This is a genomic window from Pseudomonas mendocina, from assembly GCF_003008615.1.
Taxonomy (GTDB): domain Bacteria; phylum Pseudomonadota; class Gammaproteobacteria; order Pseudomonadales; family Pseudomonadaceae; genus Aquipseudomonas; species Aquipseudomonas mendocina_C.
This window is the reverse complement of record NZ_CP027657.1, coordinates 4,049,071-4,072,358: the sequence shown is the minus strand read 5'-3', so window position 1 is coordinate 4,072,358 and position 23,288 is coordinate 4,049,071. Positions and strand designations below refer to the sequence as shown.

Here is a 23,288-nt window from a genome sequence, read left to right as displayed (position 1 = left end):
CCGCCCTATTTTTGTCGCTATAAGGTGCGCAAATGGCCCCTAGAGCTGGCCTGGAGTGAAAAGATGAGCACTGACAAAGAAGATCTCGAGCTGGACGAAGACTTTGTCGCGGACGATGCAGACAATGCCGAGCCTGCGGTGGAAGTCGCCAAGACCAATCTGACCAAGCGCCGCATCATCGACAACTTCCTCGAAGAACGTCGCCTGCACAAGCAGCTGGCCGAATACGACTTCGACATCTGAAGGCAGGGCCCACCGGTTTTGGCGCACTTCTGTCCGAGTGCGTCAGGGTTGCCTTCACCGAAAAACGCCGCGATCGTGCCTAGCAGTCGCGGCGTTTTTATTTGGGGTCGGCGCAGACTGCGCCAAGTGCCTGGTGCGCACAGCGTGCCCTACATGGATGCGCTCAGACGAACCTGGAAAAATCCGGTTTTCTGCGCTGCATGAAGGCCGATAGCGCCTCGATGGCCTCCGGCGAACGAAGTCGTTGGCCGAACAGAGCGCCCTCCTCCTCGATCACCTTGCGCAGCTCCTCACGCCCCGGCGCGCGCATCAGGCGCTTGCTGTCGAGCACTGCCGAAGGGGGAAGTTCGAGGAAGCGCTCAGCCATGTCACGGGCCATGGCCAGCGTCGCGGCGCCATCATCCAGAACCTGATTGGCGATGCCCCACTCGGCGGCTTGTGCTCCAGAGAAGCTCTCGCCAAGCAGCAACAGTTCAGCCGCCCGTGCATGCCCGAGCAAGCGCGGCAGAATCAGGCTGGAACCGTATTCAGGGCACAGGCCGAGATTGACGAAGGGCATCCTCAACTGCGCACTGCGGCTGACATAGACCAGGTCGCAGTGCAGCAGCAGCGTGGTTCCAATCCCGACAGCCGGGCCGGCGACGGCAGCGACCACCGGTTTGGAAAAGTCGAATAGCGCACGCATGAAGTGGAACACTTCACTGTTCAAACCGGAGGGAGGCGCCTGGAGGAAGTCAGCCAGGTCATTGCCGCTGGTGAAGCAATCCTCGCCGCCGGTCAACAAGACCGCACGCACCGCACTGTCCTGATCGGCCTCGTCCAGCACGTCGGCCATACCGGCATACATGGCACGGGTCAGCGCGTTCTTCTTGTCCGGCCGCTGCATGCGCAGGGTCAGTAGACCGCGATCACGTTCGATATGCAGGTGTTCGCTCATGCCAAAGCTCCGTAGGGTACGCCACGCGCACCAGCATTGGTGCGTATGGCGCAGCCACGCTATACGCGGGTCAGAAAGACGTCGGCGAGCATCTGGCTGCGCGGCAAACCGGCCATGTAGAGGCGCCGCGCGAAGCTGTCGACCGTCGAAGGATGGCCGCAGAGTAAGGCGAGGGTCTGACGGGAAACAAGGCGCAGTTCGGCCAAAGCAGCCGGCAACTGCGCCGCCGTCACCTGTTCGACCTGCAGGAGCGGATGTGCGTCGCACAATGCCTGAAGTTCCTGGGCCAGGTAATGCTCGGCAGGCTCATGTGCGACATGCAGAAGGCGAATGGCGCCGCGATGTTCCTGGCGTAGCGCTTCGCGCAGCACGCCATACAGGGGCGCCAGACCAGTACCCGCGGCCAACAGCCAGAGCGGCCGCGCCTGCCAATCCGGGTCGTAATGCAGCGCACCACCCCGCAGCTCCCCCAGACGCAGGCTGTCGCCAACCTGCAGATGACGAGCAGCATCGCTGAAGGCGCCGGGCAGGCGGCAATCGATATGAAACTCCAGCCATTCGTCCTCGCCCGGCAAGCTGGCCAGCGAATAAGGCCGCGCTACACCGTCAGCGTTCCACAGCACCACGTGCTGCCCGGCGCGGTAACGTAGCGCGCGGGCCGGCCTCAAGTGCAGACGCAGCACATGCGAGCTGGGCCAGTCCAGGGCGACAACCTGAGCCCCTATGCCATCGCGCAGTGGATCGAACGGCTCGACTTCGAGGTCATCCACTACCAGGCACTGGCAAGCCAGGCGCCATCCCTCGGCTCGTTTGTCGAGCGCCAGTGCATCGGGCTGACGATCCAGCGGCTCACCAGCCACGCAACGCACCAGGCAGGCATGACAACTGCCAGCGCGACAGCTGTAAGGCACGGCAACACCGCCCGCCAGCAGAGCATCGAGCAGATTGCTCTGGCTGGCCACCTGCAGTTGCTGGGTACCCACGCGCAACTCAGGCACCGGCCCCCTCCCAGCTGGCATCACAACGATTACGGCCGCCGCGCTTGGCCTGGTAAAGCGCCTGGTCGGCACGCTGCAGAGCCTCGTCGAGATCATCGTCAGCGCACAACAGGGTCATACCGGCGGACAGGCTGAGATTCTCCACTTTCACCCCCACTGGCTCGGCCGTGGCGAAGGCTTCACGCAGACGCTCGCAACAGGCGGTGAACTGGTCAGCATCGGTATTGGGCAACAACAGGACGAACTCCTCGCCGCCATAGCGGGCAATGATGTCGCCATCACGCAGACAGGCGCGGGCTACAGCGGCGAAGGTCTGCAGTACGCGGTCGCCCGCAGCATGGCCATGAGCATCGTTGATCCGCTTGAAATGATCCAGGTCGATCAATGCCAGGCCATGTTGCCGCCCATTGCCCATGTGCTGCAACTCACGGCTGGCCAGGCGCAGGAAGTGGCGGCGATTGAACAGGCCGGTCAACTCGTCGGTGGCGACCAGATCCTCGAGCTGGCGCATCATCCCGCGCAGCGTGTCCTGGTGCGCCTGCAGGGCGAAGCGACGCTGACGCATGCGCTTGCGCATCGCCTGCACGTAGCTGGAGAACAGGCATAACCAGACCAGCATGATGAACACCACCCACACCTGCAGCCAGGCCATGCTGGGGTCGACCAGTTGCATGCGATAGGCTTCGATCAGCACCATTGCGGTGAAACCGAAGAACGCAAAAACAGCGCAGCGCACGAATACCCGCGGCGGCAGTTGGAATACACCGAACAGCAGGATCAATATGTAGAACACCAGCATGCTGCCACGGGCACTGTCGAAGAACGCCAGCACCGGCGGTTGCCAGGCCAGCGCCACCAACACCTGAGCTTCGGTCAGGCTGGGGTCATCGAAACGCAGATTCCGCCCGGAGAGAAACAGCCAGAGAAACACCAGCTGGCTGCCGAACACACCGAGCGTCAGCCAGGCGGCGGTGCTGACCGAACCAAGAAAGAGACCGTTGAACACGGCGAACCAGCAGACGAGCGCCATCATCGCGTAGGAAGCGAAGGCCATGGCGAAGCGTTTGAGCAGAAGGTTCTGCAGGCTGCGTTGCGTTCCCCGGCGAGTCGTTGAGCTCATGGGCTCCGTCCCATACTGGCATCTTGCCGTACTCTACCCCCGTGATCACAAAAAGCCTAGGCCGCCGATAACCGCCCACAGCCCTTACCATCGACCTTCGGCGGCTGTGCCCGTCGCGGCTGGCGAGTTATACTGCCGCGCCTTTTTGGTCGCTCTAGAAAGCACAACGATGCCGCGCATGGCTACGGCCAAGCGGTACGCTGCAGCCGAGGTAGTTTTCTGGAGATGTCCTTTTGCCGCTGCGCCGGGTCAAGATTCGGCGCTTCCTTATAGATGTTCCCTGATAGAGGAGCGCCCCAATGACCGTGATCAAGCAGGACGACCTGATTCAGAGCGTCGCCGACGCCCTGCAGTTCATCTCCTATTACCATCCCGTCGACTTCATTCAGGCCATGCACGAGGCCTACCTGAAGGAAGAGTCGCCTGCCGCCCGCGATTCCATGGCGCAGATTCTGATCAACTCTCGCATGTGCGCCACCGGCCACCGCCCGATCTGCCAGGACACCGGCATCGTCACCGTCTTCATCAAGGTGGGCATGGACGTGCGCTGGGACGGCGCCACCATGGGCGTCGACGACATGATCAACGAAGGCGTACGCCGCGCCTACAATCTGCCGGAAAACGTCCTGCGTGCCTCGATCCTCGCCGACCCGGCAGGCGCCCGCAAAAACACCAAGGACAACACCCCGGCGGTGATCCACTACTCCATCGTCCCTGGCGACAAGGTGGAAGTGGACGTGGCAGCCAAAGGCGGCGGTTCCGAGAACAAGTCGAAGATGGCCATGCTCAACCCGTCCGACTCGATCGTCGACTGGGTGCTGAAAACCGTTCCGACCATGGGTGCTGGCTGGTGCCCGCCGGGCATGCTCGGTATCGGCATCGGCGGTACCGCCGAGAAAGCCGCGGTGATGGCCAAGGAAGTGCTCATGGAGCACATCGACATCCACGAGCTGCAAGCCCGTGGCCCGCAGAACAAGATCGAAGAGCTGCGTCTGGAACTGTTCGAGAAGGTCAACCAGCTGGGCATCGGCGCCCAGGGCCTGGGCGGCCTGACCACCGTGCTCGACGTCAAGATCATGGACTACCCGACCCACGCGGCTTCGCTGCCGGTGTGCATGATCCCCAACTGCGCCGCGACCCGTCACGCCCACTTCGTGCTTGATGGCAGCGGCCCGGCCGAGCTGGAGGCCCCGGATCTGGACGCCTACCCGGAAATCGTCTGGGAAGCCGGCCCGTCGGCGCGCCGCGTCGACCTCGACACCCTGACCCCGGAAGACGTGCAGAGCTGGAAGCCGGGCGAGACCATCCTGCTCAACGGCAAGATGCTCACCGGTCGCGACGCTGCGCACAAGCGCATGGTCGAGATGCTCAACAAGGGTGAAGAACTGCCGGTCGACCTGAAAGGCCGCTTCATCTACTACGTGGGCCCGGTCGACCCGATCGGCGACGAAGTGGTAGGCCCAGCCGGCCCGACCACCGCCACGCGGATGGACAAATTCACCCGGCAGATCCTCGAGCAGACCGGCCTGTTGGGCATGATCGGCAAATCCGAGCGCGGCCCGACTGCCATCGACGCGATCAAGGACAACAAGGCCGTGTACCTGATGGCCGTCGGTGGCGCAGCCTACCTGGTGGCCCAGGCGATCAAGAAGTCCAAGGTGCTGGCGTTCGCCGAGCTGGGCATGGAAGCGATCTACGAGTTCGAGGTCAAGGACATGCCGGTCACCGTCGCCGTCGACAGCAACGGCGAGTCGGTTCACATCACGGGACCTGCGATCTGGAACAAGAAGATCGCCGAAAGCCTGGCGGTGGAAGTGAAGTAACCCGCTCCAGTTGCAAACAGAAGCCCGGCCCAATGCCGGGCTTCTGCGTTTTCGGCCTCAATGCCCCTGCAAAACGGAACGATGACGGCAAACACGTGGCCTAAGCCGAAAAAGGAGACGTCATGACCTTTTCCATCATCGCTCGCTGCCCCCGTACCGGCCAATTCGGCGTCGCCGCCGCCACTGCCATGCCTGCCGTGGGTAAGTTGCTCAGTCATGCGGCCGCCGGCATCGGTTCCGTGGCCACCCAGGCACAGGTCAATCCCTACCTGGGCCTCGACGGCCTGGAATTACTGCGACAAGGCTATTCGGCACCTGCCGCACTCAGCGTGCTGATGACCACCGACCCCTGCATGGAGCTGCGCCAGTGCGCGTTGATCGATCGCCACGGCGACAGCGTCTGCTGGACTGGCGACAAATGCATTCCCTGGGCAGGTTCACTGGCCGGCGAGCAGTTCTCTGTACAGGGCAATCGCCTGGTCGGCCCGCAGGTGCTGGATGCCGTAGCCGATACCTTCCGCCTCGGTGAAGCCAGGCCATTGGTCGAACGCCTGATCGATGCCTTGGCCGCGGGCGATGAACACGGCGGCGATCGCCACGGCGAATCCTCGGCGGTGATCTATGTGGTCGATCATGAGCAGTACCCGCTGTGGGACATCCGCGTCGATCATCACCTCGACCCGGTGGCAGAGCTGCGGCGCCTGCACGAGGTATTCGCCCGTGACGTGCTGCCGGAAATTCTCGCCATGCCAACCCGTGCGAACCCGGCGGGCAAGGCTGCGGAAGACTCGGTCTGAGAAGCTAACGCGCCGTAGTGCCGAAGCGACGTCGGTAATCGCCTGGCGACAAACCCACTAGCCGGGCAAAGACTTTGCGAAAGGCGCCGCTATCCTGATAGCCCACCTGCCACGCCACCTGCTCGATGCTTTGCCGGCTGTGCTCCAACAAGTCGCGGGCTCTGTTGACCCGTAGTTGCTGGCAATATTCAGTTGGTTTCAACCCGGTGGCGGCGCGAAAGCGCCGTAGAAAGGTGCGCTCGCCCAACCCCGCGCGAGCGGCCATGCCAGCCAGATTCGCCTCGACCATCGCCGGCCCCTGCAGCCATTGCTGGACATTTAGAACTGCGGCATCGCCATGATCGAAACTGGGCACGAAACTGCTGAACTGGCGCTGTGACTCACGGTTGAGATCCACCACCAGAAACCGGGCAGTCTCGGCGGCGATGGTCGGCCCAAGCAGCCGCGTCACCAGCGCCAGACCAAGGTCAGTCCAGGCCATCAGACCACCTGCGGTGATCAGATCACCGTCATCGACCACCATCCGTTCAGGCAAGACCTGCACATTGGGATAACGCTCTGCCAGCTCACCCGCCAACGCCCAGTGAGTGGTCACCGCACGCCCTTCGAGCAGGCCCGCCTCGGCCAATGGAAAAGCGCCAGCACAGACCGACGCCAGCGTCACGCCCGCAGCATGCAGGTGCTCCAGCCAACGGCAGTAAGTCATCTCCAACGCGTAGCCGGCAGAAGCATCCAGGCACGGCGGCAGGATCACAACCTGCGGCGTACCCTCGATCTGCGGGTGGCTGTCGAATACACGCCGAACCTGGCCTGCGTCATCGACCTGCCAGTGACTGACACGCAGCCGATCCAAGCCCTCACGTTCCTGGCTGGCAGCCATGTTGTTGGCCACCATGAACAGATCGCCCAGGCCATACACCGCCGCCAGTTGCACACCGGGATACAGCAACAGCCCGATTTCCAGGCACCGCCCGCTCATTGTCAGTTTTTCCCCACAAATTGTCGGCCACGCCCATCCTCGAACATGGAGCCGGAGCGATAAGGTTTGCCCCACATCATCCCACGGAGAGCAACATGAGCAAGCGTGCTTTGGTACTGATCGACATCCAGAACGACTACTTCGAAGAAGGCAAATGGCCGTTGCACGGCATGGAGGCTGCTGCCGACAATGCCGCCCGCATTCTGGCGGCTGCGCGCAAGGCTGGCGACAAGGTGGTGCACGTACGCCATGAGTTCCAGAGCGACGACGCGCCCTTCTTTACCCCAGCCTCCGAAGGAGCCTGCATTCACACCAGCGTCCAGCCACTGGTAGACGAAGCCGTGGTGCTCAAGCACCAGGTGAACGCCTTTCTCGATACCGAGCTCAAGGCTCTGCTCGATGAATCCGGTATTGAACAGGTTACCCTGATCGGCGCCATGAGCCACATGTGCATCGACGCCGCAGCGCGTGCCAGCAGCGACTTCGGTTACACCACCACCGTGGTACATGACGCCTGCGCAACGCGCGACCAGGACTTCGAAGGCCTGTCGGTTCCGGCCACTCAAGTACATGCGGCCTACATGGCATCGCTGGCCTTTGCCTATGCGAGCGTGGTTTCTACCGAGCAGTACCTGAACACTGCGCGCTGACGGACTCGACAACGAACGTGACAAATTCAACCCGCTCTGGATTTGTCACTTCGATCTTCATGCACGCTAAATTAACGTTCCAATGGCGGGTATTTGACGAATAGTAGCGCCGCCCCAACCGTCGGTCGCATGACCTCGCCGCTCATCCTCCAGCCGCTCTGGAAAGCGCTTCTCCAGCTCCCCTACCCTAAGCTCAGAAGGTCATGCAACAGACAGGGAGAGCCGTCATGTTCAACTATCGCGTGATTGAAAAAACAGCCTGCCTTGGCCTGCTGGCCAGCGCAGTGATGGCGTGCCAGATCGCCTACGGCGCACCGTCCCAATCGATGAAAGCGCCTCGCAGCGTGACCTGGGCCGACTTTCTCGGCCTCAACGTCCAGTTGCAGTGGTTCCCGGAGCAGTCCTACCGCCAGCAGATCGCCAAGCTCAAGGAGCTGGAGCTGCAATGGATCCGTATCGGCTTACATTGGGAACGCATGGAACCAAGGCCAGGGCAATGGCAGTGGGCAGAGCTCGACAGACTGATGCAGGTGATCGAGCAGGAACAGCTGAAGCCGTTGGTCTACATGGTAGGGTCAGCGCCATTCGCCACCTCGGCGCCTACGGGAGTCAGCAACCCAGACCAATACCCACCGACCAATCCGCAACTGTTCGCCAACAGCTTCGCGACCCTGGCCAGTCGTTATCCCTACGTCAGCGCATGGCAGGTGTGGAACGAACAGAACATCGCACCCTTCTGGCGCCCCGCGGAGAACCCGCTGCAGTATCAGCAACTGCTGGAAAGCACCCTGAATGCTCTGAGCCTGGCTCGCCCGGACGCCACGCAGGTGATCGGCGGACACGCCTACTACAGCCAGATGCCTGTACAGGGGGGCTACATGCTCGAATCGATGTACCACCTGGGCAGCATCAAACCTGGCCGTGTCAGCGCCTATCACCCCTACTCTCAGGAGGCGGAAGGCGACATACCGGGTGCCGGTGATTTCATCGCCAATGCCAACACGCTCAACCAGTATCTACGCCTGCTGGGCAGTGGCCCGATCTGGGCGACCGAGTTCGGCTGGTCGAGCTACGCCGGGCCGGTGGAGCTGCAGCCGATCATTGGTGAACAGGGCCAGGCCGACCATCTGCTACGACGCCTGGCACTGATGAGTTCGATGGATTTCGACCGTATCTTCCTCTTCGCCCTGAGCGATCTGGATGCCCGCGCTACGCCACGGGATCAGTTTTACGGCCTGCTGCGCCTGGACGGCAGCGAGAAGCCAGCCTATCAGGCGCTCAAGCGCTTTCTGCAGATCACCGGTCCGCGCCTGACTCCGCAGAATCCGCCTGCCTTCGCCAACGCGCCGGCAGGGATGATCAGCATCGCCTGGCAGCGCGCCGATGGTCGCTGGCTGTGGCTGTTCTGGGCGCAGGAAACAGGCACGGTACGGCTGCCACGCAACGGCAGCGGCACGCTGTACAACCCACTGCGCGGCACCAGTCAGAACGTCAACTCCAGTGGCGGCGGTATCAATGTCAACGTCAGCCGTGAGTTGCAGATGCTGGTGCTATAAACGCCCAAAACGTGCCAGCTGCATCTCGCGCAGGCGACTCAGGGTGCGCTGGAAGGCGAAGCCGAGGTAGCCCTGGGTGTAGAGCTCATCCAGCGGCACCTCGGCCTCGATGTACAGCGGCACACGGCGGTCGTAGCACTCGTCGACCAGGGCGATGAAACGTCGCACCGCATCGTCATTGCGCGACAGCGCCGGCAACTGCCGATCCCCGGCATCGACCCGTTCGGCAGCATCCTCGGTGCCACGGGCAATGCGCCCTTCACGCTGCTCACCGCCCAGGCATGGCACCTCGCCGAGCAGGATGACCGGAAAGCGCTCGCACAACTCGATGAAATCCACCGCCGCCAATGGCTGCTCGCACAGGTCGCGGAAACGGCACCACAACGCTGCTGGACTGTGGCCGAGGGTCGAAACGCTGCGATGGGCCAGCTCCGCTGGCTCACGGCAAATGACCTGCCCCTCGCTCAAACGAGCGAACAGCTCATCCAAGGCATGCGGCTGCCGCACCCAATAGCGCTGCACCTCGGCATCGGGATGCAGGCGATGGTCCTGATCGCCATCCACCGCCACCAACTGCATATGCGCCTTGAGCGCGGCGATGGCCGGCAGGAATCGCTCGCGGTTATAGCCCTCGGCGTAAAGCTGATCCGGTGGTTGGTTGGAGGTCGCCACCAGCACCACGCCCTGCTCGACCACCAGGCTGAGCAGGCGACCGAGCAGCATGGCATCGCCGATATCGCTGACGAACAGCTCGTCGAAACACAGCACGCGCACCTCGCGTCCCAGCTCCTCGGCCAGCAGGCGCAGCGGGTCGGCATTGCCGGTCAGTTGGAACTGGCGGCGATGCACCCATTGCATGAAGTGATGAAAATGCTGGCGTCGCGCCGGCACGCGCAAGGCGTTGTAGAAGCTATCCATCAGCCAGGTCTTGCCACGCCCGACCGGCCCCCAGAGGTAAACGCCAAGGGGCCGTTCGCCGCGCTGCGCGGCCTCGAAGCACTGCTGCAGCGCCTCGACAGCACGGCGCTGCGCGACATCGACCACGAAGCCGGCTGCAAGCGCGCGCGCATAGGCGGCCTGGGGTGAATCCGGCAGGGTCTGCGGAGCGTTCAACGCAGCACCAGCAGGCCGTCATCGAACTGCCGCGGCCAGTCGCGCCGGGTGAACACCTGACCTTGCTCGCGTACCCGACGCACTTCATCCAGATCCAGTTCGCAGATCAGCCAATGGCTGCGTGTGGGGCATAGCTCCTCGCTCTCGGCGACGATGCCGCTGGCCGGCATGCCGTAGTCCGACGGCACGTACAGCGACGCGCGACCATATCCCTCGTCCAGCGATGGCGACCAGGGCGCCAGACCGACGGTGGGCGAATGCAGCACGGCGATCTGATTCTCCAGCGCACGGGCCTGGGCGCCGATACGCACGCGGTGAAAGCCGGCCACGGTGTCGGTGCAACTGGGGGCGAGAATCAGATCGACGCCCGCCTCGGCCAGGGTATGCGCCAGCAAGGGGAATTCGTTGTCATAGCAGATCAGGATGCCCAGCTTGCCCAGCGCCGTGTCGAACACCTTAAGGCCACTGCCTGCAGCGATGTGCCACTGCTCCACTTCGAAGCGGGTCATGATCAACTTGTCCTGCGTGCCCAGGCAGCCTTCCGGGCCGAACAGCCAGGCGCGATTGCGGTAGATACCGTCGTCGTCCAGCACGGCTACCGAACCGGGTTGCAGGTAGATTTTCAGCCGCTGCGCCAGGCTCTCGCACAGTGCCAGCCAGCGCGGCAGCAGCGGCTGGATGCCGGCGATGGAGCCGTGCAAGTCGCCACGCTCGGCTTCCGGCAACTGGCCGGTCAGCACCAGGCCGGCGTACTCCGGCAGCAGCAGCAGGTCGGCGCCCTGTGCGGCCGCAGCCTCGCACAGCGCAGTGAGGTGCTCGGCATAAGCCTCCCAGGTGGTGAACAACTCGATGTGGTACTGGCAGGCGGCGACCTTGATCATGCGGCAAGCTCCTTCAACCAGAACGACATGGGTTTGGCCGATTCCTCAGCTTCGTCCAGGTCGCGCCAGTGGTAATGGGTGTGCAATTCGGGATGGTGACGGTAGCCACGGCGCTTCCAGAAAGCGTCCAGCGGCTGGTAGTCGATTGGCCGGCGTGGGTGATCCACCGGGCGCTGCACGGCGCAGAAGGCGCACCAGTCGAAGCGACCCAGCCTGCGCGCATGGGCTTCGCGCTCGGCGAAGAAGCGCACGCCCAGGCCACGCCCGCGCCAGGCCGGCAAGACCACCGACTCGGCGCAGTAGAAGACCCGCTCCGGGTACCAACCCGCAGCGATGAACGGCTGCTGGAATTCCTCGGTTTCGTCCCGCAGCGGTAGCGCCGTGGAGGCGCCGACCACCCGGCCTTCGTCACGCACCAGCACGCACAGGCTAGCGGCGCTGCGCACGTAGGTGGCCAGGTACTCGGCCTCGTAGTCGAGGTTGCCGTCGTAGAGGTAGGGGAACTCGCGGAACACCTGGATGCGCAGGCGCGCCAGGTCGTCGATGTGGGGTGCAATCGCGGCCCCGTGGAGCAACTGAATGTCCATGCGCAGTCGTTGGCCAACAGCAGGGTGACGCCGACGGCTATGCCGGCGGGAAGCGGCGAACTTATCATGCCCGCCAGCAAACCACTAACCACGCTACGAAAGGAACTTAGCCATGACCGCCACCGAACTGGTTCAGGCCTACTACGCCACCTTCAACGCCGGCGACATGCCCGCCTTCCTCGACCTGCTGGCCGAAGACGTGGTGCACGACATCAACCAGGGCGAACGCCAGGTCGGCAAGGCCACCTTCGCCGCCTTCATGGACAAGATGAACCGCTGCTACCGCGAGCGCCTGACCGACATCGTGGTGATGCAGAACGCTGACGGCAGCCGCGCCGCCGCCGAATTCGTGGTGCACGGCGAATACCTGGCCGACGACGAAGGCCTGCCTCCGGCCAACGGCCAGACCTACGTACTACCAGCCGGCGCCTTCTTCGAGATCAAGAACGGCAAGGTCGCGCGCATCAGCAACTACTACAACCTCAATGACTGGATTGCGCAGGTTGGCTGAGAGACGTATGCCGCTTAGGGGTGCCCTAACCAAAGGGCGCCCGAAACATTCTGCAAAGGCTTAATACAGCGTTAAGCCAACCCCTCACACAATCGCCCCCAGGTTCATCACCGAGGTTCCGAGCATGGAACTACCCTGGGCGCATCATGATCGTCCCGTTGCCCGTATCGGGCGCGGCGACAGTTACGAACTCCACCTGGCTTCTCCCAGCAGCGCACGTCGCGCGGTTCTGGAGCAGTTCATCCGCCAGCGCTTCGAGCTGCAGCACGGCGCACGCATCCGTCATTTCATGCCGTGCCTGTTCGGCCTGGAAAACCAGACCGGCCAGTTGCTCGGCGCGGTGGGCGTGCGCAGCGGCAACAGCGGCCCGCTGTTTCTCGAGCGTTACCTGGACGAGCCGATCCAGAGCGCCATCGGTGCACGCCTGGGCAACAGCGTGCCGGGCCGTGGCGAGCTGGTGGAAGTCGGCAACCTGGCTGCCGACAGCCCCGGTGCCGCGCGTTTGCTGATCGTCGCCCTGACCGACCTGCTGGTGGCACTGGGTTTTCGCTGGGTCACCTTCACCGGCACCCCGACCCTGCTCAACAGCTTCCAGCGCCTGGGCCTGACGCCCATCGCCCTCGGTGAAGCCGATCCGGCGCGCATGGGCGATGAGCTGGCCGACTGGGGCAGCTACTACGACAGCCGCCCACTGGTCATGGCCGGCGACATTCACGGCGGCCATCAGCGCCTGCTGCAACTGGGTGCCTACCCGCGCCTGGGCCACCAAGCGCTCTATGCCCTGGAGGACATGCCTAATGTGGTCTGCAGCTGAAACCTTCTTCGCCCGCCTGGGCGAGTTCGGCCCGCACATCGCCCTGGCCGAAAGCGGACGCACCTTGACCTATGCCGAGCTGCTCGGCGCAGTCGCCGCGCGGGGCAGACACCTGCGCGCCCTCGGCGCACACCGCGTGGCGCTGGCCCTGGACAACGGTATCGACTGGGTGCTGTGGGATCTGGCGGCGCTGCATGCGGGCCTGGTTTGCGTACCGCTGCCGGCGTTCTTTTCCGCCGATCAGCAGCGCCATGTACTCGACAGTGCCGGCATCGACTGTCTGATCGGCAAAGGCGTCCCCGGTTTCGCCAACGTGGAAGCCGATATCCATCGCCGCAGCGTGGCACACCCCGCCACGCTGCATGCCAATACCTGCAAGATCACCTACACCTCCGGCACCACCGGCCAGCCCAAGGGCGTGTGCCTGGATCTGGACACGCAACTGGCAGTGGCCGACAGCCTGATCAGGGCCAGCGCCAGCCGCGAGGTGCAAAGGCACCTGTGCATCCTGTCGCTGGCGACCCTGCTGGAGAACATAGCCGGCGTTTACGCGCCGCTGCTGGCCGGCGCTCGGGTGGAACTGATGCCCATGGCGCAGATCGGCCTGACCGGGGCCAGCGGCTTCGACCTGGCGCGCTTTCTCCAGGCGCTGCACGTCGCCCAGCCGCACAGCCTGATCCTGCTGCCGCAGTTGCTGTTGGCCCTGGTCAGCGCCGGTGAACGCAAATTGCCGGTGCCCAGCTCATTGCGCTTCGTCGCCGTCGGTGGCGGCCGGGTTTCCGCGCAGTTGCTGGAGCGTGCCGACGCGTTGGGTCTGCCGATCTTCGAAGGTTACGGGCTGTCCGAGTGCGCCTCGGTGGTGTGCCTGAACACACCCGAACAGCGCCGCATCGGCAGCACCGGCCAGCCGCTTGGCCATCTGCAGGTGACGCTGGCGGCCGACGAGGAAGTGCTGGTCAAAGGCGCCCGCATGCTCGGTTACCTCGGAGAGCCGGCGCCGCAAGGTGAATGGCTGGGCACCGGCGACCTCGGTCATTTCGAGCACGGTTTCCTGGTGCTGCACGGACGCAAGAAACATCAGTTCATCACGGCCTACGGGCGCAACGTCAACCCGGAATGGGTCGAGTCGGAGCTGGTGCAGCAATTGCCCATTGCCCAGGCCTGGCTGCATGGCGAGGCGCTGCCGGCCAATGTCGCGGTGCTGGTGCCGCGCTTCGCCAATACCCCCGACGCGCAATTGCAGGCCGCCGTGGACGCCGTCAATGAAGGCCTGCCGGACTACGCCCGCGTGCACCACTGGCTACGCGCCGATGCCCCTTTCAGCACGAGCAACGACCTGGCCACGGCCAATGGTCGGCTGCGCCGCGCCGCCCTGTTTTCCCATTACCAAGCCGCCATCGAAGCGTTGATGGCAGAAGGAGTACACGCATGAGCTTCTACGAATCCCTGCTGGCCCAGACTCAGGCCGAACGCGACTACCTGCTCGGTGCGCCGATCATCCAGCAGGCCATGACCGGCCAGGTCGCCCTGCGCAGCTACATCGCCTTCCTCACCGAGGCCTACCACCACGTCAAGCACACCGTGCCGCTACTGATGGCCTGCGGTGCACGCCTGCCGGAACGTCTGGAATGGCTTCGCGAAGCCATCGCCGAATACATCGAGGAGGAAACCGGCCACCAGGAGTGGGTGCTCAATGACATCGCCGCCTGTGGTGCCGACAAGGAAGCGGTGCGCCATGGCACCCCGCACATGTCCACCGAATTGATGGTGGCCTACGTCTACGACCGCATCGCCCGGCACAACCCGGTGAGCTTCTTCGGCATGGTCAACGTGCTCGAAGGCACCAGCATCGCCCTGGCCACCCAGGCCGCCGGCATCATCCAGGACAAGCTGCAGCTGCCGAACAAGGCCTTCAGCTACCTCAACTCCCACGGCAGCCTGGATCTGGAGCACATCGAGTTCTTCAAGAAGCTGATGAACCAACTGGACAACGACGATGACAAGGCCGCCGTGGTGCACACCGCCAAGGTCGTCTACCGCCTGTACGGCGACATGTTCCGCAGCCTGCCGCTGTCAGGCGAGGAGTAAGGTCATGCAACCGACGGATTGCCGTGCCCTGCTTACCGGCGCCAGTGGCGGCATCGGCCTGGCCCTGGCGCATCGTCTGGCCAGCGAAGGCGCCCACCTGCTGCTGGTAGGCCGTCGTCTGGAACCCCTGCAAGCGCTGTTGCAACGCTTCCCGCAGAACGTGCAACTGGTACAGGCCGACATCACCACCCGCAGCGGGCGTGATGCACTGGTCGCCGCGGCGCAGAACTTCGGCGGGCTGAACTGTCTGATCAACGCGGCCGGGGTCAACCGCTTCGGCATGCTCGACCAGCAGGACGAGCAGCAGATCGCCGAGCTGATCGGCCTCAACGTCACCGCCACGCTGCAACTGACCCAGCGCCTGCTGCCGCTGCTGCGGGCGCAACGGCGTGCCCTGGTGATCAACGTCGGCTCCACCTTCGGCGCCATTGGCTACCCCGGCTTCGCCGCCTACTGCGCCAGCAAGTTCGCCCTGCGCGGCTTCTCCGAGGCACTGCGCCGCGAGCTGGCCGACACCCATGTGCGTGTCCTCTATTTCGCCCCACGTGCCACCCGCACGTCGATGAACGCCCCTAGCGTGGTAGCGATGAACGATGAGCTGGGCGTGGCCATGGACGACCCCGCACAGGTGGCCGAGGAACTGCTCGACACCATTCGCCGCGAGCAGGAAGAACGTCACCTGGGCTGGCCGGAACGCCTGTTCGTGCGCCTCAACGGTCTGCTGCCACGCGTGGTCGACCAGGCCCTGCGCAAGCAGTTGCCGATCATTCAACGCTTTGCCCGTAACAAGCACTGAGGAGATTGCCCGTGAACCTGTTTCGTACCCTGACCATCGCTGCACTCGGCTTCGCCGCCCTGCCCGCCTTTGCCCTCAGTGAAGGAGGCGAGGCGCAGTTGCACCAGTTGCAGACACGCTGGGCCGAAATCAACTACCAGACGCCGGAGAAGCAGCGCGAAGAGGCGTTCGCCAAGCTCGTCACGCAAGCCGACACAGCGCTGGTCAGCGAGCCCAAGGCACCCGAACTGCTGATCTGGCGCGGCATCATCCTCAGCACCCAGGCGGGTGCCAAAGGCGGCCTCGGTGCCCTGGGCCTGGTCAAGGAAGCCAAGGCCAGCTTGGAGCAGGCACTGGCCATCGACCCACAGGCCCTGGCCGGCTCGGCCTACACCAGTCTTGGCAGCCTGTACTACCAGGTACCCGGTTGGCCGATCGGCTTCGGCGATGACGAAAAGGCAGAGCAAATGCTGCAGCAGGCCCTGGCGATCAACCCGGAAGGCCTCGACCCCAACTACTTCTACGGCGACTTCCTGCAACGGCAGAAACGCTACGAAGAAGCCCGCGCCGCGCTGGAGAAAGCCCTGGCCGCCAAGGATCGCCCTGGCCGCGAACTGGCCGACAAGGGCCGTCGTGCCGAAGCCACGGCGCTTTTGCAGCAAGTCGAGCGTAAACTCCAGTAAACCGGACGCATCCCTACAGGAGTTGCCATGCGCATTCTTCTCGTCGAAGACGATCAGGCCCTGGGCGAAGGCATTCGCACCGCGCTGAAACCCGAAGGCTACACCGTGGACTGGCTGCAGGACGGCGCCAGCGCCCTGCATGCACTGAGCCACGAGAGTTTCGAGCTGGCCATTCTCGACCTCGGCCTGCCGCGCATGGATGGCCTGCAGGTGCTCAAGCACCTGCGCGCCAATGCCAACCCGGTGCCGGTGCTGGTACTCACTGCGCGTGATGCCACCAGCGACCGTATTGCGGGCCTCGATGCCGGCGCCGATGACTACCTGATCAAACCCTTCGACGTGGCCGAACTCAAGGCACGTCTGCGCGCCCTGCTGCGCCGCAGTTTCCAGCGCCCGCAACCGGCGCTGGAATACCGCGGCATCCGCCTCGATCCGGCAAGCCAGGTGGTCGAATACCAGGGCCAGACCATCAACCTGCCGCGCAAGGAATTCCTCCTGCTGCACGAGTTGCTGATCCAGCCCGGTCGCGTGCTGACCCGCGACAAGCTGCAACAGGCACTCTATGGTTGGGACGAGGAAGTGGAAAGCAACGCCCTGGAAGTGCACGTGCACCACCTGCGCAAGAAATTCTTTCCGGAGCTGATCCGCACCGTGCGCGGCGTTGGTTATCTGGTGGACAAATGAGGTTGCTGAAGACCTTCGGCTCCATCCGCACCCGCCTGCTCGCCCTGCTTCTGTTATTGGTAGCAGGCAGCTTCGGGCTGATCAGCCACAAGATCTACAACGACTCCGTGCACGAAGTACGCGAGCTGTTCGATGCCCAGCTGTCGCAGACCGCGCGCCTGCTCATGGGCCTGGTGCGCCACGACCTCACCGAGAACGAGCGGCGTGAGATGCAGGCGGTGCTCGACGAAGCGCTGCTGCTGCACAGCGCGCGCAACCCGGACAACCTGCTCGGCCACGAATACGAAGGCAAGCTGGCCTTCCAAATGCTCGACGACGATGGCGAGCTGCTGTTCCAGTCCGCCAGCGCCCCGCCGGGTCTGCTCAACGACATGATCCAGCAGCTCGGCCTGGCATTGCCGGACAACGACCAGCCGATGCAGCAGCGCCTGGCGCAGCTGGCCCGCTACCTGATCGGCTATCACACCCTGACCATCGGCGAACACAACTGGCGCGTGTTCGTGCTGCATGACAGCCGCGATTACCACTGGGTGCTGGCTGGCGAGCGCGAGGACGTGCGCGGCGAGCTGATCGACAAGATCGCCAAACGCAGTTTGCAACCGCTGCTGATCGGCCTGCCCATCGTCGGCCTTCTTTTGTGGCTGACCGTGGGCTGGGGTCTGTATCCACTCAAACGCATGGCCGATGCCATTCGCGGCCGCGCCCCGGACAACCTGGCGCCGCTGGTCTTCCCGCCATTGCCCAATGAGCTGGAACCGATGGCCGCCGCGCTCAACCGCCTGCTGATGCAGGTCAACCAGCTGCTGGAACAGGAAAAACGCTTTATCGCCGATGCTGCTCACGAATTGCGCACGCCCCTGGCGGTGCTGCGCATCCATGCCCAGAACGCGCTGGAAGCACCGGATGCCGGCGACCGCGAAGAGGCACTGAAACAGTTGGGTAGCGGTGTCGACCGTGCTACCCGTGTGGTCGCGCAGCTGCTGACCCTGGCGCGACTGGATCCCAATGGCGTGCGCCTGAACATGAGTGACCTCGACCTGCTGGCCTTCCTGCGCAGTGAACTGGCCGAGCTGACGCCACTGGCGCTCAATCGCCAGCAGGAACTGATTCTCGATGCTCAGGAGCCCGCCGACTATCAGCTACCAGCCGATGCCCCGAGCCTGGGCATTCTGCTGCAGAACCTGGTGAGCAATGCCGTGCAGTACACCCCGGTAGGTGGCTGCATTCAGGTGCACTTGCTGGCCAATGCCCATGACCTGGTGCTGCAGGTGCACGACAGCGGCCCCGGTGTACCACCGGAGTTGCGCGAACGCCTGTTCGAGCGCTTCTTCCGTATCGGCGAAGGCCAGGGTGCCGGGCTCGGCCTGTCCATCGTGCGCCGCGTTGTAGAGCTGCATCAGGGCAACATCGCCCTCGACGACTCTCCGCTGGGCGGCCTGCGCGTCAGCGTCAGGCTGCCGCGCCAGCGCTCTGCCATCGAGCACAGCGCCTAAGAACCTGTTCACGATCTCGCGAGCTAGAGCCATACAACACCGATGGCGGCCCCGCAAAAACAGGCGAGGAACGGTCGGAGTCGCAGTCGACTTTACGAGCTGTAAATGAGCATGACTCGCTTCGCTCACCCCTCCGGGGCCGCACTAAAATGCGTTAGCCGCAAGCGGCTTCCGACCGGGCTGGCGTTCCAGCCTGTTTTTAACGCAGTAGGGCCGACGCGCAGTAGCTCGTGAACAGGTTCTAGCCCGCTGTCCCGACCACGCGCAATGGCACCTGACGCCCAGCCTTCTGCGCCAGGTAACGGGTGCAGCTGACGCGCAGGAAGGAGGCGAAGTTGACCACTTCGCCGCGAAAATCCATCACCTCTTCGTACAACTTGGCGATCAGCTGGTTGGTGGTCATGCCGTCGACTTCGGCGATCTCGCGCAGGATGTCCCAGAACTGATTCTCCAGGCGCAAAGTGGTCACCACGCCGCGGATACGCAGCGAACGCGAGCGGGACTCATAGAGGATGGGGTCGGCCTTTACATAGAGTTCGCACATCGGTCGTGCTCCTGAAAGGTGGATCGGGTCGTGCTGCGGGAAACGCGCGAATGATGCCCCCCGGATTGCATCCGGGCTACGCTGACCTATACATCGTAGCCCGGATGAAATCCGGGAACCCGCTAACCGATCTGTCCGGACGGCATGCGGGCCAAGGTGAGTTACAAACGGATTTCCGTGCCCAGCACCTTGAGAAACGCAGCCAACCAGGCCGGATGCGCGGGCCATGCCGGTGCCGTGACCAGATTGCCCTGCACATGCGCCTGATCCACCGGAATCTCCACATAAGTGCCGCCTGCCAGCCCCACCTCCGGCGCACAGGCCGGATAAGCACTGCACTCACGGCCCTGCAAAATGCCGGCTGCGGCCAGCAGTTGCGGGCCATGGCAAACCGCAGCGATGGGTTTGTCAGCCTGGGCGAAAGCTTTGACCAGGGCGACTACCTCGGCATTCAGGCGCAGGTACTCGGGGGCGCGGCCGCCGGGTACCAGCAAGGCGTCGTAGTCCTCTGCGCGAACCTTGGCGAAATCGAAGTTGAGGGCGAAATTGTGCCCTGGCTTCTCGCTGTAGGTCTGGTCGCCCTCGAAATCGTGAATGGCGGTACGCACCGTCTGTCCGGCGGTCTTGCCCGGACACACCGCATGCACCGTGTGACCGACCATCAACAGTGCCTGGAACGGCACCATGGTTTCGTAATCTTCGGCGTAGTCGCCGACCAGCATGAGAATCTTCTTGGCAGCCATGATCGTCTCCTGAAGGTGGGTGGAGCGAAATCATTATTCGCCGCCCTGCCCGCCCTCTGGTAACAACCGGGTACTACGTTGCAGGCTTACAGCGCCGGCACCTGCCATTCGATGGGGGCCATGCCGTTCTGCACCAGGAACTGGTTGCAGCGGCTGAAATGGCCATTGCCGATGAAGCCACGGTGCGCCGACAGCGGCGACGGGTGTGGCGAGCGCAACACCAGATGCTTGGTCGGATCGATCAGGCGCTGCTTGCTCTGCGCATGGCTGCCCCAGAGCAGGAACACCAGCTTGGGCTGATGTTCGCTGACCACTTCGATCACCCGGTCGGTGAAGAACTGCCAGCCTTTGCCCGCGTGCGAACCAGCATTGGCGCGCTCGACGGTCAACGAGGTATTGAGCAGCAATACGCCCTGGTCGGCCCAGCTTTGCAGGTAGCCATGCGACGGGATATCGATGTTCAGGTCGCGCTTGAGCTCCTTGTAGATGTTCACCAGAGACGGCGGCGTCTGCACGCCGGGCTGCACCGAGAAACACAGACCGTGGGCCTGGCCGGGGCCGTGGTAAGGATCCTGGCCAATGATCACCACCTTCACCTGGTTCAGCGGCGTGGAGTTGAGGGCATTGAAGATCAGCGGTCCCGGCGGGTAAATCTCCTTGCCGGCAGCCTTTTCCGCACGCAGGAACTCACGCAGCTCGCTCATGTAAGGCTTGTCGAACTCCTCGCGCAGCGCGTGCTTCCAGCTGGCTTCGAGTTTGATGCGATCTTCGGTCATGCGGTTTTCCTGCTGGCTCAAAACAAGTGCAGGCACGCTAGAGAAGGGTTTCCAGCAAGTCAAGGCAAGTGGCGCCGCATCGGCTTTCGGCAACGGCTCTGCTAGCATTTCAGTACGCCGCTGCGGTTCCACGGAAGTCCCTGCCATCATGTCGCTGTCCCCCGAAGCCATTCGCTTCGCCCTGCTCACCCGTTTTCTCAAAGGACAGGCCAAGGTGCCGCAGATGCCGGAAGCGGCCATGCGCATCCGCCAACTGCTGGAAGACCCGCGAACCTCATTGGAGCAACTGGCGCGCGTGATCAACAGCGACCCACCGCTGTCCGCCTACCTCATGCAATTCGCCGAAAGCCCGCTGATTCGCAGCGCCCGTCCGTGCGTCTCGATGCGCGACCTGCTCGCCCGCCTCGGCACCCGCCAGCTCGGTACGCTGGTGCTGGGTTTTGCCGCGCGCAATCTGTTCATCAGCAAGGAGAAGCCCTTGCAGCAGGTGTTTCGTCAGCGCTGGCGCAAGGCACGGGAGCGGGCAGCGTTCTGCGCCGTGCTGGCGCAACGCTGCGATCAATCGCTCGATGACGCCATGCTCGCAGGTCTGTTGCAGGACATCGGCAGCCTGCCGCTATTGGCGGAGCTGGAGCACTGGCCGGACTTTCCGCGTGACGCACAATCGCTGGATGGCCTTTGTGATTACCTGTCCGGCGATATTGGCGCCCTGGTGCTGACCCGCTGGCAGGTGCCGACCACGCTGGTCGAATGCGCCAGGCAGCGCAACAAATGGCTGTACGATCACGACGGCGAAGCCGACCTGACCGACCTGGTGCTGCTGGCCAGCGCGTTGCAGATACAACCGGCGAACCTCCCCGAGCCACTGCCGGCGCAGTGCCGCCTGGGGCTTGAACAACCATTGGCCAACCTGAGCGAAACGCTGCAGGACGAGCAGCAACTGTGGCTGCGCATGCTGGCCTGAGAACGTGCCTCTTGATGACACCCCATCAGCAACCTGGATGCGCCTTGATTACCCAGTGAAGCGTTACAAGACTCACCTGCCATTCACATCGCAGGAATCCTCATGAACGCTTCTACCGGTATAAGCCGCGAGCGCCTGGAACAAGCACTTGCCCACTCCACATTCGCCCAACTGCTCGGCGCTGAGCTACTCGACTTCGAGCCTGGCCGGGTCAGCTTGCAGGTACATAGCCGCCCTGACCTGTGCCAGCATCACGGCTATATGCATGGGGCGGTAGTCGGTTTCATGATCGATAGCGGGTGCGCCTGGGCAGCAGCCTCGATGGTCGGCGACGTCGTTACCAGCGAGTACAAACTCAACCTGCTCGCGCCAGCACTTGGTGAAAAACTGATATGCCGGGCCGAAGTGCTCAAGGCCGGTCAGCGCCAGGCGGTATGCAGAGCCGATGTGTTCGCAGTGAAGGATCGTCAGGAAAAGCTCGTAGCCACCGGCCTGGCCACCATCGCTCGGGTGTAGGGCGGATTCAGGAGCGAAGCGAACAATCCGCCGACCGCCCCCCGGATTGCATCCGGGCTACCTCCGCGCCGGGCATGCTACGTGCCCTCGCCTATCTACCCCTGGTGCAACGCCCGGTAGTGACTGGGCGCCATGCCCACCACCTTGCGAAACAGCCGCGAGAAGTAATAGGGGTCGTCATAGCCCAGTTGCTCGGCCACCTGACGCACCTCCATATCGCCACGGTCGAGCAGGCGGCAGGCCAGGGCCATCTTCAACTGGATGAAGTCCTGGATCGGCGCGTGGCCGGTCAGCGCACGGTAGGTCTTGGCGAAATGAAAGCGCGACAGCTTGAACTGGGCGGCCAGCTCATCGAGGTTGAGACTGTCGTGCAGATGCTCGCGCATCACCGCCTGCACCGCCTCGATATCCAGCACCCGTCCGGACTTGAGGTTGACCCGTGCCGGCAGCACCGCCAGGGAGCTGAGCATCGCCTGCAAACGGTGCGCGGCATGGATGAAGGGCAAGGCGTTGAGGCTCTGGCGCTGCAAGCCCAACAGCGCCTCGAAGTCGCCGAGCAATCGGGGTTGCACACCAATGCGCCGCAGCGACTGCGTACCCAGCAGGCTCAGGAAGTCCTCACTGAGGCTACCGTCGAAGTGCACCCAGTAGATCGTCCAGGGGCTTTGCGCATCGGCGCCATAGGCATGCGCGACAGCCTTGGGCAACAGCAGCAGATCGCCAGCGCTGACCTCGAATCGTCCATCCGCCGTTTCCAGCCAACCCTGGCCGGAGCGGCAATAGATCAATAGATGATCGTCGGGTTGCGCGCGGCGCATCTGGTGCTCGACCGCATCCGGATAAAAGCCGATGGCCAATGGATAGCACCCCAGGCTCAGCGGATGGCGAGCCAGCAGACGACGCAAACGCGGCGGCGTGATGAAGCGCTGCCCGCCCAGTGGCAGCGGCCAATTGGAAGTCTCCACGCGCAAGCCCATGAGCCTTATCCCCTAAATCAGCGAATCGAATCACAA

The 23,288-nt window shown here is 63.6% G+C and carries 26 protein-coding genes; 15 read left to right on the top strand and 11 right to left on the bottom strand.

What is annotated here, in order from left to right:
* The first annotated feature begins 63 nt into the window (after positions 1-63).
* Positions 64-243, top strand: a complete 180-nt coding sequence (locus C7A17_RS18905) for a PA3496 family putative envelope integrity protein (protein ID WP_106739468.1) — start codon at positions 64-66, stop codon at positions 241-243.
* 163 nt (positions 244-406) lie between these two features.
* Here C7A17_RS18905 and C7A17_RS18900 read toward each other — a convergent pair whose 3' ends face one another.
* From C7A17_RS18900 to C7A17_RS18890, 3 genes are read right to left on the bottom strand one after another with little or no spacing between them, the layout of a single operon-like run.
* Positions 407-1,180, bottom strand: a complete 774-nt coding sequence (locus C7A17_RS18900; RefSeq protein WP_106739467.1) for an enoyl-CoA hydratase — start codon at positions 1,178-1,180, stop codon at positions 407-409.
* Positions 1,181-1,239: 59 nt separating this feature from the next.
* Entirely contained in the window at positions 1,240-2,178 is a 939-nt protein-coding gene (locus C7A17_RS18895) for an iron-sulfur-binding ferredoxin reductase (protein ID WP_106739466.1), read from the bottom strand.
* Positions 2,171-3,298 (bottom strand): GGDEF domain-containing protein, encoded by a 1,128-nt coding sequence (locus tag C7A17_RS18890; RefSeq protein WP_106739465.1) that lies wholly within the window; start codon positions 3,296-3,298, stop codon positions 2,171-2,173. Before C7A17_RS18890 ends, C7A17_RS18895 begins: the two co-directional genes overlap by 8 nt.
* Positions 3,299-3,597: 299 nt before the next feature.
* Here C7A17_RS18890 and C7A17_RS18885 point away from each other — a divergent pair, with 299 nt between their 5' ends.
* On the top strand, positions 3,598-5,121 hold the full coding sequence (locus C7A17_RS18885) for a fumarate hydratase (RefSeq protein ID WP_106739464.1): 1,524 nt from the start codon (positions 3,598-3,600) through the stop codon (positions 5,119-5,121).
* A 122-nt stretch (positions 5,122-5,243) separates the two neighbouring features.
* Positions 5,244-5,918: a DUF1028 domain-containing protein gene (locus C7A17_RS18880; protein WP_106739463.1), complete on the top strand. Its 675-nt coding sequence runs from the start codon at positions 5,244-5,246 to the stop codon at positions 5,916-5,918.
* Between the two features lie 4 nt (positions 5,919-5,922).
* On the opposite strand, the gene C7A17_RS18875 is transcribed toward C7A17_RS18880, so the two are convergent.
* Positions 5,923-6,897 carry a GlxA family transcriptional regulator gene (locus C7A17_RS18875; RefSeq protein WP_106739462.1) on the bottom strand — a complete coding sequence of 325 codons (975 nt, stop codon included), beginning with the start codon at positions 6,895-6,897 and terminating at the stop codon, positions 5,923-5,925.
* A 95-nt stretch (positions 6,898-6,992) separates the two neighbouring features.
* Here C7A17_RS18875 and C7A17_RS18870 point away from each other — a divergent pair, with 95 nt between their 5' ends.
* Both C7A17_RS18870 and C7A17_RS18865 read left to right on the top strand, forming a co-directional pair.
* Positions 6,993-7,547 (top strand): cysteine hydrolase family protein, encoded by a 555-nt coding sequence (locus tag C7A17_RS18870; RefSeq protein WP_106739461.1) that lies wholly within the window; start codon positions 6,993-6,995, stop codon positions 7,545-7,547.
* Positions 7,548-7,774: 227 nt separating this feature from the next.
* Complete coding sequence (locus tag C7A17_RS18865) at positions 7,775-9,103, top strand: beta-galactosidase (protein WP_106739460.1); 1,329 nt, start codon at positions 7,775-7,777, stop codon at positions 9,101-9,103.
* Here C7A17_RS18865 and zapE read toward each other — a convergent pair.
* Genes zapE through C7A17_RS18850 form a run of 3 tightly spaced genes read right to left on the bottom strand, consistent with a single transcriptional unit; the run spans position 9,098 to position 11,684 of the window.
* A complete protein-coding gene (gene zapE, locus C7A17_RS18860) occupies positions 9,098-10,216 on the bottom strand; it encodes a cell division protein ZapE (protein WP_106739459.1) in 1,119 nt (372 codons plus the stop codon). The two genes, C7A17_RS18865 and zapE, sit on opposite strands and share 6 nt — an antisense overlap.
* Positions 10,213-11,097, bottom strand: a complete 885-nt coding sequence (locus C7A17_RS18855) for a carbon-nitrogen hydrolase family protein (RefSeq protein ID WP_106739458.1) — start codon at positions 11,095-11,097, stop codon at positions 10,213-10,215. Before C7A17_RS18855 ends, zapE begins: the two co-directional genes overlap by 4 nt.
* The gene (locus tag C7A17_RS18850) at positions 11,094-11,684 is read right to left on the bottom strand and encodes a GNAT family N-acetyltransferase (RefSeq protein WP_106739457.1); all 591 of its coding nucleotides are present in this window, start codon (positions 11,682-11,684) and stop codon (positions 11,094-11,096) included. The genes C7A17_RS18855 and C7A17_RS18850 overlap by 4 nt, the downstream gene beginning before the upstream one ends.
* Positions 11,685-11,796: 112 nt before the next feature.
* Here C7A17_RS18850 and C7A17_RS18845 point away from each other — a divergent pair, with 112 nt between their 5' ends.
* From C7A17_RS18845 to C7A17_RS18810, 8 genes are all read left to right on the top strand, one after another.
* A complete protein-coding gene (locus C7A17_RS18845) occupies positions 11,797-12,195 on the top strand; it encodes a nuclear transport factor 2 family protein (RefSeq protein ID WP_106739456.1) in 399 nt (132 codons plus the stop codon).
* A gap of 124 nt (positions 12,196-12,319) precedes the next feature.
* A complete protein-coding gene (locus C7A17_RS18840; protein WP_106739455.1) occupies positions 12,320-13,009 on the top strand; it encodes a thermostable hemolysin in 690 nt (229 codons plus the stop codon).
* The gene (locus tag C7A17_RS18835; RefSeq protein WP_106739454.1) at positions 12,993-14,441 is read left to right on the top strand and encodes an AMP-binding protein; all 1,449 of its coding nucleotides are present in this window, start codon (positions 12,993-12,995) and stop codon (positions 14,439-14,441) included. The genes C7A17_RS18840 and C7A17_RS18835 overlap by 17 nt, the downstream gene beginning before the upstream one ends.
* Positions 14,438-15,097, top strand: coding sequence for a TenA family transcriptional regulator (locus tag C7A17_RS18830; protein ID WP_106739453.1), 660 nt, complete (start codon positions 14,438-14,440; stop codon positions 15,095-15,097). The genes C7A17_RS18835 and C7A17_RS18830 overlap by 4 nt, the downstream gene beginning before the upstream one ends.
* Positions 15,098-15,101: 4 nt before the next feature.
* Positions 15,102-15,893 (top strand): SDR family oxidoreductase, encoded by a 792-nt coding sequence (locus tag C7A17_RS18825; RefSeq protein ID WP_106739452.1) that lies wholly within the window; start codon positions 15,102-15,104, stop codon positions 15,891-15,893.
* Between the two features lie 11 nt (positions 15,894-15,904).
* Positions 15,905-16,555 carry a tetratricopeptide repeat protein gene (locus tag C7A17_RS18820; RefSeq protein ID WP_106739451.1) on the top strand — a complete coding sequence of 217 codons (651 nt, stop codon included), beginning with the start codon at positions 15,905-15,907 and terminating at the stop codon, positions 16,553-16,555.
* A 27-nt stretch (positions 16,556-16,582) separates the two neighbouring features.
* On the top strand, positions 16,583-17,239 hold the full coding sequence (locus C7A17_RS18815; protein ID WP_106739450.1) for a response regulator transcription factor: 657 nt from the start codon (positions 16,583-16,585) through the stop codon (positions 17,237-17,239).
* Positions 17,236-18,732, top strand: coding sequence for an ATP-binding protein (locus C7A17_RS18810; protein ID WP_106739449.1), 1,497 nt, complete (start codon positions 17,236-17,238; stop codon positions 18,730-18,732). Before C7A17_RS18815 ends, C7A17_RS18810 begins: the two co-directional genes overlap by 4 nt.
* A 241-nt stretch (positions 18,733-18,973) precedes the next feature.
* Here C7A17_RS18810 and C7A17_RS18805 read toward each other — a convergent pair whose 3' ends face one another.
* The 3 genes from C7A17_RS18805 to ung all read right to left on the bottom strand — a co-directional run bounded on the left by C7A17_RS18805 (position 18,974) and on the right by ung (position 20,795).
* Complete coding sequence (locus C7A17_RS18805) at positions 18,974-19,276, bottom strand: ribbon-helix-helix domain-containing protein (protein WP_106739448.1); 303 nt, start codon at positions 19,274-19,276, stop codon at positions 18,974-18,976.
* Positions 19,277-19,437: 161 nt separating this feature from the next.
* On the bottom strand, positions 19,438-20,019 hold the full coding sequence (locus C7A17_RS18800) for a DJ-1/PfpI family protein (RefSeq protein ID WP_106739447.1): 582 nt from the start codon (positions 20,017-20,019) through the stop codon (positions 19,438-19,440).
* Positions 20,020-20,105: 86 nt separating this feature from the next.
* The gene (ung, locus tag C7A17_RS18795; RefSeq protein WP_106739446.1) at positions 20,106-20,795 is read right to left on the bottom strand and encodes a uracil-DNA glycosylase; all 690 of its coding nucleotides are present in this window, start codon (positions 20,793-20,795) and stop codon (positions 20,106-20,108) included.
* A 148-nt stretch (positions 20,796-20,943) separates the two neighbouring features.
* Here ung and C7A17_RS18790 point away from each other — a divergent pair, with 148 nt between their 5' ends.
* Together C7A17_RS18790 and C7A17_RS18785 are read left to right on the top strand one after the other, a co-directional pair.
* Positions 20,944-21,759, top strand: coding sequence for an HDOD domain-containing protein (locus C7A17_RS18790; RefSeq protein WP_106739445.1), 816 nt, complete (start codon positions 20,944-20,946; stop codon positions 21,757-21,759).
* Between the two features lie 102 nt (positions 21,760-21,861).
* Positions 21,862-22,275, top strand: coding sequence for a PaaI family thioesterase (locus C7A17_RS18785; RefSeq protein WP_106739444.1), 414 nt, complete (start codon positions 21,862-21,864; stop codon positions 22,273-22,275).
* Between the two features lie 95 nt (positions 22,276-22,370).
* Here C7A17_RS18785 and C7A17_RS18780 read toward each other — a convergent pair whose 3' ends face one another.
* The gene (locus C7A17_RS18780; protein WP_106739443.1) at positions 22,371-23,252 is read right to left on the bottom strand and encodes an AraC family transcriptional regulator; all 882 of its coding nucleotides are present in this window, start codon (positions 23,250-23,252) and stop codon (positions 22,371-22,373) included.
* Positions 23,253-23,288: the final 36 nt, after the last annotated feature.

Excerpts from the sequence above, each read along its gene's own strand:
- C7A17_RS18790 (WP_106739445.1), top strand. The coding sequence starts at position 20,944 with ATGTCGCTGTCCCCCGAAGCCATTCGCTTCGCCCTGCTCACCCGTTTT.
- C7A17_RS18875 (WP_106739462.1), bottom strand. The coding sequence starts at position 6,897 with ATGAGCGGGCGGTGCCTGGAAATCGGGCTGTTGCTGTATCCCGGTGTG.
- ung (WP_106739446.1), bottom strand. The coding sequence starts at position 20,795 with ATGACCGAAGATCGCATCAAACTCGAAGCCAGCTGGAAGCACGCGCTG.
- C7A17_RS18835 (WP_106739454.1), top strand. The coding sequence starts at position 12,993 with ATGTGGTCTGCAGCTGAAACCTTCTTCGCCCGCCTGGGCGAGTTCGGC.
- C7A17_RS18900 (WP_106739467.1), bottom strand. The coding sequence starts at position 1,180 with ATGAGCGAACACCTGCATATCGAACGTGATCGCGGTCTACTGACCCTG.
- C7A17_RS18870 (WP_106739461.1), top strand. The coding sequence starts at position 6,993 with ATGAGCAAGCGTGCTTTGGTACTGATCGACATCCAGAACGACTACTTC.
- C7A17_RS18850 (WP_106739457.1), bottom strand. The coding sequence starts at position 11,684 with ATGGACATTCAGTTGCTCCACGGGGCCGCGATTGCACCCCACATCGAC.
- C7A17_RS18800 (WP_106739447.1), bottom strand. The coding sequence starts at position 20,019 with ATGGCTGCCAAGAAGATTCTCATGCTGGTCGGCGACTACGCCGAAGAT.
- C7A17_RS18780 (WP_106739443.1), bottom strand. The coding sequence starts at position 23,252 with ATGGGCTTGCGCGTGGAGACTTCCAATTGGCCGCTGCCACTGGGCGGG.
- C7A17_RS18865 (WP_106739460.1), top strand. The coding sequence starts at position 7,775 with ATGTTCAACTATCGCGTGATTGAAAAAACAGCCTGCCTTGGCCTGCTG.
- C7A17_RS18815 (WP_106739450.1), top strand. The coding sequence starts at position 16,583 with ATGCGCATTCTTCTCGTCGAAGACGATCAGGCCCTGGGCGAAGGCATT.
- C7A17_RS18830 (WP_106739453.1), top strand. The coding sequence starts at position 14,438 with ATGAGCTTCTACGAATCCCTGCTGGCCCAGACTCAGGCCGAACGCGAC.
- C7A17_RS18785 (WP_106739444.1), top strand. The coding sequence starts at position 21,862 with ATGAACGCTTCTACCGGTATAAGCCGCGAGCGCCTGGAACAAGCACTT.
- C7A17_RS18845 (WP_106739456.1), top strand. The coding sequence starts at position 11,797 with ATGACCGCCACCGAACTGGTTCAGGCCTACTACGCCACCTTCAACGCC.
- C7A17_RS18840 (WP_106739455.1), top strand. The coding sequence starts at position 12,320 with ATGGAACTACCCTGGGCGCATCATGATCGTCCCGTTGCCCGTATCGGG.
- C7A17_RS18825 (WP_106739452.1), top strand. The coding sequence starts at position 15,102 with ATGCAACCGACGGATTGCCGTGCCCTGCTTACCGGCGCCAGTGGCGGC.
- C7A17_RS18905 (WP_106739468.1), top strand. The coding sequence starts at position 64 with ATGAGCACTGACAAAGAAGATCTCGAGCTGGACGAAGACTTTGTCGCG.
- C7A17_RS18805 (WP_106739448.1), bottom strand. The coding sequence starts at position 19,276 with ATGTGCGAACTCTATGTAAAGGCCGACCCCATCCTCTATGAGTCCCGC.
- C7A17_RS18810 (WP_106739449.1), top strand. The coding sequence starts at position 17,236 with ATGAGGTTGCTGAAGACCTTCGGCTCCATCCGCACCCGCCTGCTCGCC.
- C7A17_RS18885 (WP_106739464.1), top strand. The coding sequence starts at position 3,598 with ATGACCGTGATCAAGCAGGACGACCTGATTCAGAGCGTCGCCGACGCC.
- C7A17_RS18890 (WP_106739465.1), bottom strand. The coding sequence starts at position 3,298 with ATGAGCTCAACGACTCGCCGGGGAACGCAACGCAGCCTGCAGAACCTT.
- C7A17_RS18855 (WP_106739458.1), bottom strand. The coding sequence starts at position 11,097 with ATGATCAAGGTCGCCGCCTGCCAGTACCACATCGAGTTGTTCACCACC.
- C7A17_RS18880 (WP_106739463.1), top strand. The coding sequence starts at position 5,244 with ATGACCTTTTCCATCATCGCTCGCTGCCCCCGTACCGGCCAATTCGGC.